Genomic DNA, 6,574 nt, shown 5'->3' on the forward strand with positions numbered 1-6,574 from the left:
CGCCCATCACGGCGGGCCGGCACCGCCGCGCAAGACCGCGGACCACGAGGATCGGAAGGCAGGAGTTTGGGACGATGACCGACACCCCCCCGGAGGCACCGGCGCAGACCGCCGTCGGCTTCATCGGCCTGGGCATCATGGGCGCCAGCATGGCCGGTCACATCCAGGCGGCCGGATATGCGCTGCATGTCCACAACCGCTCGCCGGAGAAGGCCCGGGCCCTGCTGGACGCCGGCGCCACCTGGCATGACAGCATCCCCGGGCTGGCCCGCGCCTGCGACATGATCGTCACCATGGTGGGCTACCCGGCGGATGTCGAGCAGGTCTACTTCGGCGCGGCGGGCGCCCCGGACACCGGCATCCTCGCCAACCTGAAACCGGGCGCGGTGGCCATCGACATGACCACCTCGTCGCCCGGCCTCGCCGAGCGCATCGCCGCGACGGCGGCCGGGCGGGGCGCCGCCGCCCTCGACGCCCCGGTCTCCGGGGGAGACATGGGCGCCCGCAACGCCACCCTGGCCATCATGGTCGGCGGCGACCAGGCGACCTTCGACCGCGTGCTCCCCGTGTTCCAGGCCATGGGCAAGGCCATCGCCCTCATGGGGCCGGCCGGAGCCGGCCAGCACACCAAGATGGTCAATCAGACGGTCATCGCCGGCACCATCCAGGGGGTGGCCGAGGCCCTGGCCTACGCCCAGGTGGCCGGACTGGACCAACGGCAGGTGCTGGACGTGATCGGCGGCGGCGCCGCCGGGGGCTTCCAGCTCAACGTGCTGGGCAAGCGCATGGTGGAGGGCGATTTCGCGCCCGGCTTCTATGTGCACCATTTCCTGAAGGACATGGGCATCGCCGCCGCCGAGGCGGAGCGCATGGGCCTGGACTTGCCGGCCCTGGCCCTGGCACGGCGCCAGTACCAGCGGTTCGCCGACGAGGGTGGACGCGAGGACGGCACCCAGGGCCTCTACAAGATGGTGGTGAAAGGGTAGGGCGGGGCGCGCCACAGTCTGTCTGTCCCGCCCATCCCGGGTCCCCCGCCAGCGGAGCATTTCTCATGGATTTCAGCGGCAACTACCGTGTGCCGGCCCCCCGGGAGACCGTGTGGGACGCCCTCAACGATCCCGGCATCCTGAAGGACTGCATTGACGGCTGCGAGAGCTTTGAAAAGGTCTCCGACACCGAGTTCCAGGCGCGCGTGAAGGCCAAGGTGGGGCCGGTCTCGGCCCGGTTCTCCACCACCGTGACGCTGTCGGAGATGGATCCGCCCAACAGCTATCTCATCACCGGGCAAGGGCAGGGCGGGGCGGCCGGCTTCGTCAAGGGCGGCGCGCGCGTGACCCTGGCCGAGGATGGCGCCGACACGACGCTATTGACCTACGAGTCCCAGGCCACCGTGGGCGGCAAGCTGGCCAGCGTCGGCGGACGGCTGATCAAGGGCGTGGCCGAAAAGACGGCCGACGACTTCTTCCGACGGTTTACCGAACGGGTCACCGGAGCGGACCAACCGGAGGACGAGGATGTGGACGAGGATGTGGACATCGCCGTCCCGGACGGCGACCCCCGGGAGGATCCGGACGACGAGGACGACGGTCCCGGGGTGTTCGAGAAGCTGGCAACCATCGATCTGTCGGTGAAGGACAAGCTCGTGCTGGCAGGGCTGGCGTTGCTGACGGCGGCCATGGTGGCGGGGATGGCCGTGGCCATCATGCAGTAGGCCGTCCGTGGCCACGGGACGGAACCGTCAAGGGCGTCGTGCCGGAACCCCGTCGGAAACCGGAAAGTCGCATAATGTATATTATGAATAGTAACGAAGATGAACAGAGGGCGCTAAAATCCATGGATTGGCGCGCGGTCCGCCGGCTGTGGCGCCGTGCCACGCGTCTTATCTACTAGTAGATAAGACCGCTAATCCGGGACCTCCAGCACCATCCCATCATGGGCCGGTTCGGCGTCCTCGGGCAAACGCCGACGCAGGGTCTCGTAATCCATGCCCGGCCCCAGGTGGGTCAGCACAAGGCGTCGAGGCTGGACGCGCGCGGCCCATCCCAGGACCTTGTCGACATGCGCGTGGGTGGGCAGGTCCGACCACCCCATGCAGCCGACCACCCAGGTGTGCACGCCCGCCAGGGTCGCGAACGCGGCGTCATCAAGGGCCACCACATCGGTGCTGTAGGCGAACCCGTCCCCAAACCGGAACCCCAACGTGGTCATGACGCCGTGGTCCTGTTCGAAGGCCCGGATGCGGACGCCGGCGACGTCCAAGGCCCCGGCGATCCGCCGGCTGATCAGCAGCGGCTTGAAGATGTAGTCGGTGTCCGCCGGCTGCGGGGCCAGGGCATAGGGAAAGCGCCGCTCCAGGATCTCCAGGGTCTCGGCGTCCGAGTACACGTCGATCGGGCACCCCATCACCCGGTTGATTTCGCGCAGATCGTCAATGCCGTGCACATGATCGGCGTGGGCATGGGTGTAGAGCACCGCCGACAGGCGCGTAACACCGGCCTCCAGAAGCTGTTCCCGCAGGTCGGGCGCGGTGTCCACAAGGATCGGATCCGGTGACGCAGCGCCGCCACCGCCCTGCCCCGCCCCGGGCGTCACCAAGATGGAGGGTCGCCGGCGACGGTTGCGCGGATGGGCGGGATCGCAGTGACCCCAGCCGCGCGACAGGGTCGGCACTCCGCCGGCGCCGCCGCAGCCCAGGATGGTCACCTGCATGGGTTTCGGGTCCGCCTCACAATCACTCGGCCGCCGTGCTCACCGCCGCCGATGGCCGGGCCTTGCTGAACAGACGGAAGAAGGTAGCGGTCGTGGCCTCGGCCAGTTCGGCGGGCGTCACCCCCTTGACCTCGGCGACCACGGCGGCGGTGTGGGCGGTGTAGGCCGGTTCGTTGCGCTTGCCCCGCTTGGGGACCGGCGCCAGGTACGGTGCGTCCGTCTCCACCAGCAGGTGGTTCAGCGGCACGGCGCGGATGGTGTCGCGCAGCGCCTCGGCCTTGCGGAAGGTCACGATTCCCGACACGGAGATCATGAGCCCCAATTCTACAGCTTTCTCAGCCAGTTCTGGATCGGAGCTGAAACAATGGATGAGCCCAGGAAAGGCCCCTCGCGCGTGCTCCTCCTCCAGAATTCGCAGCGTGTCCGCCTCGGCGTCGCGGGTGTGGATGACCACCGGAAGGCCACTATCGCGCGCCGCCCTGATGTGCTGGCGAAAGGATCGCTCCTGGACATCACGCGGGCTGTGCTCGTAGAAGAAGTCCAGCCCGGTCTCGCCGAAGCCCACCACCTTGGGATCCTCGGCCATGCGAATCAGGGTCTCGGCCGAGGTCTCCGGCTCCTTGCCCGCCTCATGCGGATGGATGCCGACGGTGCAATGGACACTGTCGAAGCGTCGCGCTACCGCCAGCACCCGGTCGAAGCGGGTCACATGGGTGCAGATGGTCAGCATATGGCCGACCCCGGCGCCGTGCGCCCGGATCACCAGATCGTCCAGATCCTCGGCGAAGTCGGGGAAATCCAGGTGACAATGCGAGTCCACCAGCATGTCGCGCGGCTCCAGTGAATGCGGCCGGGATGTCCGTCAGCCCGCGTCGCCCGTCTCGTCGACATAGCGGGGGAAAATGCCCACGGGCTTGGGCAACGCCGTGCCCGGGACAAGCGCCCTGCCCGCCTCCTCGCCCAGCGCGGCGATATCGCGGGCGTCCGCCGGCACTCCAAGCTGATCGAGCATGCGCGCCGCCGAATCCGGCGTCACCGCCTGCATCAGGACGGCCACCGGACGCAGCGTTTCCGCCAGCACGTAGAGGACCGTGGCCATGCGCGCCGGATCGGTCTTGCGCAGCGCCCATGGCGCCTGCCGGTCCACGTAGGCATTGGCGGCGCGTACCACAACCCACAGGGCCTCCAGCGCCTCGTGGAGGGCCTGGCGATCGATGGCGGCGCGCAGGGTATCCACCAGCCCGCCGGCCTGATCCAGCAAAGTCCGGTCCTCGTCGGCGAACGGGCCCGGCTGCGGCACGGCCTGCCCGCAGTTCTTGTGGATCATGGACAATGTGCGCTGGGCCAGGTTGCCCAGGTCGTTGGCCAGATCGCCGTTCATGCGGTTGACCATGGCGCGATGCGAATAGTCCCCGTCGTTGCCGAAAGGCACCTCGCGCAGGAGGAAGTAGCGCACCTGATCAAGCCCGTAGGTCTCCACCAGCGTGAGCGGATCGATGACGTTGCCCACCGACTTGGAGACCTTCTGACCTTCGTTGGTCCACCAGCCGTGCGCGAACACCCGCCTGGGCGGCGCCAGATCGGCGGCCATCAGGAAAGCCGGCCAGTACACGGCGTGGAAGCGAAGGATGTCCTTGCCCATCATGTGCAGATCGGCCGGCCAGTGGGTGGCGTATTGGCCTGTGTCCGTCTCCGGATAGCCGACGGCGGTGATGTAGTTGGTCAGCGCGTCCAGCCAGACGTACATGATGTGATCGTCGTCGCCCGGCACCGGCACGCCCCACTGGAAGGTGGTGCGCGAGACCGACAGGTCGGTCAGCCCGCCGCGCACGAAGCTCAGCACCTCGTTGCGGCGGCTGTCGGGGGCGATGAAATCCGGATTCTCGTCGTAGAACTTCAGCAGTGGCTCGGCCCACCGGGACAGGCGGAAGAAGTAGCTGGGCTCCTCCACCCACTCCACCTCGGCGCCGCTGGGGGCCCGCTTGACACCGTCCGGTCCGGTGGTGAGTTCATCCTCGTTGTAGAACGCCTCGTCGCGCACCGCGTACCATCCCGCGTAGCTTCCCAGATAAATCTGGTCGCGCTCGATCAGGGTGGTCCACAACGCCTGACAGGCGCGGGTGTGGCGGCTTTCCGTGGTGCGGATGAAGTCGTCGTTGGTGCAGTTCAGGGCCGTCGCCAGATCGCGGAAGTTCCGCGACACCCTGTCGGTGAACGCCTGCGGGTCCATGCCGTCGGCCTGGGCGGATTTCTCCACCTTCTGGCCGTGTTCGTCGGTGCCCGTCAGGAACTTGACGTCGTAGCCGTCCAGGCGCTTGAACCGCGCCACCATGTCGCAGGCGACGGTGGTGTAGGCATGGCCGATGTGCGGGCTGGCGTTCACGTAGTAGATGGGCGTGGTGATATAGAACGGGGGGCGGCCCGACATCAGCGATGCTCCGACACGACAGGGAGGATTACGACAGGAGGACCGACGAGGTCGGACGTAACCAGACCCGACCTCCGTCAGGCTCGGGCGGCCGCGCGCTCCACCAGCAAAAGGGCGGCCAGGACGGCCTGTTTGCGGTCCAAATGGACGGCCTCCGTCCGGCCCAGAAGATGCGAGGTCTTTTCCCACACCGCGACCCAGCGATCAAGGGGCGCCGCCCGCCCCAGCCGGGCCATGACCTCCGCTTCCCGGGCGCTGGTGGCCATCCCCTCGGGGCTGCCGACGGCGACGACACGCGCCAGCCGCCCCAGCCAGCCCGGCAGCAGGTCGCGCAGCAGCCCCCAGGCCACGTCGTCCTGCGCCGCCCTGTCGCCCAGGGCGTGCAGCCGCGCCACGTCCAGGCGTGGCAGGTCACCCAGCAGGCCGGTCATCTCGGCATACACCTCCAGGCCGCCGCGCCGGGCCAGCGTCAGCGCCGTCCCGATGCTGCCCCGCGACAGGCCCATCAACGTCGCCTGGGCCTCGGCGTCCAGGTCGGGGCGGTAGCGCCCCAGAAGGTCACGCATCACGGGGTGGGACAAGGGGCGCAGCGTCAGGCGGCGGCAGCGCGACGGAATCGTCGCCGGCAGCCGTGCCGGATTGTGGGCCACCAGCACCAGCACGGCCCGGCGCGGCGGTTCCTCCAGCACCTTGAGCACCGCGTTGGCGGCATTGCGGTTCATCTCGTCGGCGGCGTCGATCACCACCACCCGCCAGCCGTCCTCGGCCGGCGTCAGGGCCAGGAAGGCGCCGACACCCCGCACATCGTCCACCACGATCTCGCCCCGTCGCCGGGGCACGCGACCGGCCTCCCGGTCGCGCTGCGCCTGCCGCTCGTCGGCGACCCCGCGTTCCACGACACGCAGATCGCCGTGGCTCCCCGTCACCACCCGCTGAAACAGCGGGTCCGCCGGGTCCATGACCAAATTGGGGGGCGCCGCCGTCGAGGCCCCGCCGTGCAGTCCGTGCGCCAGGATGAAGCGCGCCAGGCGATGCGCCAGGGTCGCCTTGCCCACGCCACGCGGTCCGGTGATCAGCCAGGCATGGCTCATGCGCCCGCTGGCCCAGGCTCCCAGCACGGTGGCCTCGGCGTCCTCCTGTCCCAGCAGCAACGGATTGGCGCGCGGCGTCGGCACCCCATCGGCGGGATCGGCGGCCTTGAGCTTGCTGGTCTTGCCCGGTGCCCGCGCCATGGGTCCGCCCTCCCCTGCCCCTCGTGCAGCGATGCACAAAACACTGTTTCCAGTGCACGTTCGATCCAGACAAAAGAATGTGGACTGCATCTTTTGCCTGGATCAGCGCACTAGCAGTCTGTCGGGTTTGGCCGCGCGGCCTTGAGTTTAGGTGGTGGCGCGGGTGTCATGCGGCCCTGAGGCGGGCCATCCGCTTGCAGTTGTA

Annotated in this window: 6 protein-coding genes; 2 read left to right on the plus strand and 4 right to left on the minus strand. The window is 68.7% G+C overall.

Annotated features, from left to right (window positions below):
• Positions 1 to 74: 74 nt before the first annotated feature.
• Entirely contained in the window at positions 75 to 986 is a 912-nt protein-coding gene (locus GGD89_RS15245; protein WP_184046815.1) for an NAD(P)-dependent oxidoreductase, read from the plus strand.
• Positions 987 to 1,051: 65 nt separating this feature from the next.
• On the plus strand, positions 1,052 to 1,711 hold the full coding sequence (locus GGD89_RS15250) for an SRPBCC family protein (protein ID WP_184046816.1): 660 nt from the start codon (positions 1,052 to 1,054) through the stop codon (positions 1,709 to 1,711).
• Positions 1,712 to 1,902: 191 nt separating this feature from the next.
• Here the strand turns inward: GGD89_RS15250 and GGD89_RS15255 are convergent, their stop codons facing one another.
• The 4 genes from GGD89_RS15255 to GGD89_RS15270 all read right to left on the minus strand — a co-directional run bounded on the left by GGD89_RS15255 (position 1,903) and on the right by GGD89_RS15270 (position 6,369).
• On the minus strand, positions 1,903 to 2,709 hold the full coding sequence (locus tag GGD89_RS15255; RefSeq protein WP_184046818.1) for an MBL fold metallo-hydrolase: 807 nt from the start codon (positions 2,707 to 2,709) through the stop codon (positions 1,903 to 1,905).
• A gap of 22 nt (positions 2,710 to 2,731) precedes the next feature.
• Positions 2,732 to 3,535, minus strand: a complete 804-nt coding sequence (locus GGD89_RS15260; protein ID WP_184046820.1) for a TatD family hydrolase — start codon at positions 3,533 to 3,535, stop codon at positions 2,732 to 2,734.
• A 36-nt stretch (positions 3,536 to 3,571) separates the two neighbouring features.
• A complete protein-coding gene (gene metG, locus GGD89_RS15265; protein ID WP_184046822.1) occupies positions 3,572 to 5,137 on the minus strand; it encodes a methionine--tRNA ligase in 1,566 nt (521 codons plus the stop codon).
• A 77-nt stretch (positions 5,138 to 5,214) separates the two neighbouring features.
• Positions 5,215 to 6,369, minus strand: a complete 1,155-nt coding sequence (locus GGD89_RS15270) for a DNA polymerase III subunit delta' (protein ID WP_184046824.1) — start codon at positions 6,367 to 6,369, stop codon at positions 5,215 to 5,217.
• Positions 6,370 to 6,574 lie beyond the last annotated feature (205 nt).

This window comes from Roseospira visakhapatnamensis, assembly GCF_014197915.1.
Lineage (GTDB): Bacteria > Pseudomonadota > Alphaproteobacteria > Rhodospirillales > Rhodospirillaceae > Rhodospira > Rhodospira visakhapatnamensis.

Excerpts from the sequence above, each read along its gene's own strand:
- GGD89_RS15250 (WP_184046816.1), top strand. The coding sequence starts at position 1,052 with ATGGATTTCAGCGGCAACTACCGTGTGCCGGCCCCCCGGGAGACCGTG.
- GGD89_RS15255 (WP_184046818.1), bottom strand. The coding sequence starts at position 2,709 with ATGCAGGTGACCATCCTGGGCTGCGGCGGCGCCGGCGGAGTGCCGACC.
- metG (WP_184046822.1), bottom strand. The coding sequence starts at position 5,137 with ATGTCGGGCCGCCCCCCGTTCTATATCACCACGCCCATCTACTACGTG.
- GGD89_RS15245 (WP_184046815.1), top strand. The coding sequence starts at position 75 with ATGACCGACACCCCCCCGGAGGCACCGGCGCAGACCGCCGTCGGCTTC.
- GGD89_RS15260 (WP_184046820.1), bottom strand. The coding sequence starts at position 3,535 with ATGCTGGTGGACTCGCATTGTCACCTGGATTTCCCCGACTTCGCCGAG.
- GGD89_RS15270 (WP_184046824.1), bottom strand. The coding sequence starts at position 6,369 with ATGGCGCGGGCACCGGGCAAGACCAGCAAGCTCAAGGCCGCCGATCCC.